We start from the raw sequence: 2915 nt of genomic DNA on the forward strand, positions 1-2915 counted from the left end.
CGCAGATCGACGGACAAGGTTGTCGGCATGGCCTCCTCCTTGCCCCATCAACCCTCAGCCGCCCAGCACAGCTTCCGATCGGACGAGCCCCGCTCTAGTTGGTTCCGTAACATCCAATCCGCGCGCAGCTGGCGCGGTTCGACGAGACTGAGAGGGAGAAGAAAAGCCCCGGCGCGAGGCCGGGGCGATGTCGAGAACGGGTACCTACTGAGGCAGGGATCGCCTTAGCGAGCCGGGACTGCAGCGGCCTCAGCGACAACGCGTGGGGTTGTGGGGCCAGCCGCAACCAAGGACGGCGTTGTCGTCAGCTCGGAAGCCGGACGCACAGCTGCCGTGGCGCGGGCCTGCTCACGGTAAAGCGGCGGAGTGAGATGGATGCGGTCATCCGCCATCGCGGTGCCGGCCAGAGTGGCGGCCGTCAGGGCAGCGAGAACGAGAGAACGAATGGTCATGGTCTTGATCCCTATAGTGTTCCAGGGCCTGTGCCCTGCTTCGTGAGAGGGATATGCTTTGCGGCGCGCTATCACTCAAACAGATGTCATCGACAGCCTATATCGACGAAATCAATGAGCGCAGGTGCAAGACGGCTGCAATGGCTCAGCCCTGCTCAGTGGGCCGGAGCATCGACCCGGGCACCCCAGACGTTGAGTGTCCGGGCCGCCTGCCCGTGAGCGGCGACAGCGCTCTCAACAGGGGCTCCGGCCCTGGCCGAAGCGTAGGCGCGTTTGGGAGCAATCGAGCCGGTAGTCAGAACAGCGTTGTTGCGAGTCGCCGCCACTGCAACCACGGCTGACTGCGATCCCGGAACGTTGAAGGTGTGGCCCCAGGCGCCGAAGCTCTGAACCTCCTGAGCAGAGGCCGGAGCAGCAAAGGCTGCCAGGCTGGCGGCGACGGCAGCAGCAGCGAAGGCGGAACGAACGGTCATCGGAGTTCTCCAAAGTGCGTGAGCGGTCGGAGCGGAGTGCCCCCTGAGGGGGCGGCGCCTTGGCTCGTTGCAATAAAGTTGATATAAACTCTTTAGGGGCCGATGCCGTGCGGTTGCACACATGCGTTGGTATCAACCCTGTTTGATGTTTTATGCCGTTCGCGGTCTCTGCTGCCTGCACAGAACAGGGAGAGTTCCTACATGGTTGGTATCAACTTTTCTGAGGAGCGGCCTGTGGCCGGAACGCCTGTCCTGACCCCCGCTGTTGCGGCAGCTGTCGAACAAGCATGCCTCAGCTTCGCGGCCCAGAAGGCAGCGCGCGCCATCGGTCGCCGGTATGATGCGGCACTCCGCCTGACAGGTCTGTCGAATTGGCAGTTCACGCTCCTGATGATGCTCGTCCGCGACGAGGCGCCGACCATTAGCGCGCTGGCGCATGACCTAGCGACGGATCGCACCACGGTGACGGCCAACCTGAAGCCTCTAGAGCGCCGCGGCCTGCTTGCGATCCAGGCGGATGCGGAAGATCGGCGTGTCAGGCGCATCGTGCTCACGGATGAAGGCCGCGCACTCCTGACCGAGGCGTACTCTCTATGGGAGGAGGCGCAAGCCGCTTGCGCCGAACAGCTCGGTAAGGTCAACCAGAACGCCTTCCGTGCTGCCGTGACCGCACTGTCGACCTGAGCACGTCCAGCATGCTCCACAACGCCCAATCCATGCGAATGGGCCGGGATTGCGCGCCATTTTGATTTCCAGACACACAAACCTAACAGGTTGAAGTGTTTGGGAAACCCTCGTTTTCCTTACATAGTGGTCTGTGGCGTTTGGAACGGTCCAATAGGGCAAGCCCTATTGGACCGCTGGTACGCTGGATTGGATGGAAGTCAGCGGGCGCTTGCGTCGCGTGGTTGTCACCGATCGCGACGGCGTTGCACCAGCCATCTGGGGATTGTGAAGTGCAGGCAGGGGTCACCGACCGCAACTCCGCTCCGGGGAAGCCTTCAGCGTGTGCGGCCGGTGCCTGCACCCTGGAGTCCTGAACAGGGCGCACGACGATGCTGCGCCTCACGGCAGGGGGGCGGCAATCGTTGGGAGAGGACAGACAAGGGGGTCGCCGACCGCAGCCACGCCCAAGGGCGGCTGCACCCCGCGGCCGGCGACTGCCCCCTTGGTCCGCTCCGCAGGGGACAAGATCATGCTGCGCGCCAGGGTATGCGCTGGCAAGCTGGTGCGGCGCGGCGTGGGCAGGGGTCACCGACCGCATCGCCGTCACAGGGGGGGTTCGAAACGGGTGCGGCCGGTGCCTGCTACCCTGCGCATCATCAGACAGGGCGCAGGCCGATGCTGCGCCTCAGGGCAGGGGCCAGCAATCGTTCGGAGCGGACTGAGCAGAGCGCCGCCGACGAGGCGCCACACCCTCAATAGCCCCGCCGGCGGCTTGCCTCCGCAATGTGGAAGCGATGGCGGAGTGCACAGCAACCGGCTGCCGCGGACCTTTTCAATTGAGGGTGCTACCTCTTCAGGCGTACCCCCGCGCCGCCGTGGCTCAGCTCACCCGGCTTGAGGAACAGTGGAACAGCAGAAAGCCGCCGGCCGCAGCGGCTTGCAGCGCGGCGACCTGCGAGATTGCCAAGGCCCCACAGGGCGCAAACAGTTAGGGCAGCTTCCAAGTCGCTTTGTGCTGCACGATCGTCATTGGCCGCGCGCCCTCGGGCACCTTCACGGGCTGGAAGGTGTAGTCGGCCGATCCGGACTCTAAGGCAGACACCTGATGGATGGCAGCGGTGGAGATGGCGCTATGACCGCCTCTGACAGAGCCGATATTGGAATGCGTTGCCGCCTGCTGCTTCCTGCCGCTTCAGGGCAATCTAGGTATTTTCGCGAAGGGATTAGATGGAAACGGTCACCATCGTTTTGGCATTGTTGCTGGCGGTCCTCGTCAGTGGCGCTCTCGGTCGGCTCCTTCCTCTACCCCTTCCTCTGATCCAGA

At 63.9% G+C, this 2915-nt stretch carries 3 protein-coding genes; 1 reads left to right on the forward strand and 2 read right to left on the reverse strand.

The annotated features are described in order from the left end of the window. Positions 1 to 224: 224 nt before the first annotated feature. Entirely contained in the window at positions 225 to 452 is a 228-nt protein-coding gene (locus WDW90_RS35980) for a hypothetical protein (protein ID WP_336492532.1), read from the reverse strand. A gap of 155 nt (positions 453 to 607) precedes the next feature. Next, positions 608 to 925, reverse strand: coding sequence for a hypothetical protein (locus tag WDW90_RS35985; RefSeq protein WP_336492533.1), 318 nt, complete (start codon positions 923 to 925; stop codon positions 608 to 610). A 201-nt stretch (positions 926 to 1126) separates the two neighbouring features. Here WDW90_RS35985 and WDW90_RS35990 point away from each other — a divergent pair, with 201 nt between their 5' ends. Then, the gene (locus WDW90_RS35990; RefSeq protein ID WP_336492534.1) at positions 1127 to 1609 is read left to right on the forward strand and encodes a MarR family winged helix-turn-helix transcriptional regulator; all 483 of its coding nucleotides are present in this window, start codon (positions 1127 to 1129) and stop codon (positions 1607 to 1609) included. Positions 1610 to 2915 lie beyond the last annotated feature (1306 nt).

The organism is Methylobacterium nigriterrae (assembly GCF_037106235.1).
Classification (GTDB): domain Bacteria; phylum Pseudomonadota; class Alphaproteobacteria; order Rhizobiales; family Beijerinckiaceae; genus Methylobacterium; species Methylobacterium nigriterrae.

Bases quoted from the DNA above. Each gene is read 5' to 3' on its own strand.
- WDW90_RS35980 (WP_336492532.1), bottom strand. From the start codon at position 452: ATGACCATTCGTTCTCTCGTTCTCGCTGCCCTGACGGCCGCCACTCTG.
- WDW90_RS35985 (WP_336492533.1), bottom strand. From the start codon at position 925: ATGACCGTTCGTTCCGCCTTCGCTGCTGCTGCCGTCGCCGCCAGCCTG.
- WDW90_RS35990 (WP_336492534.1), top strand. From the start codon at position 1,127: ATGGTTGGTATCAACTTTTCTGAGGAGCGGCCTGTGGCCGGAACGCCT.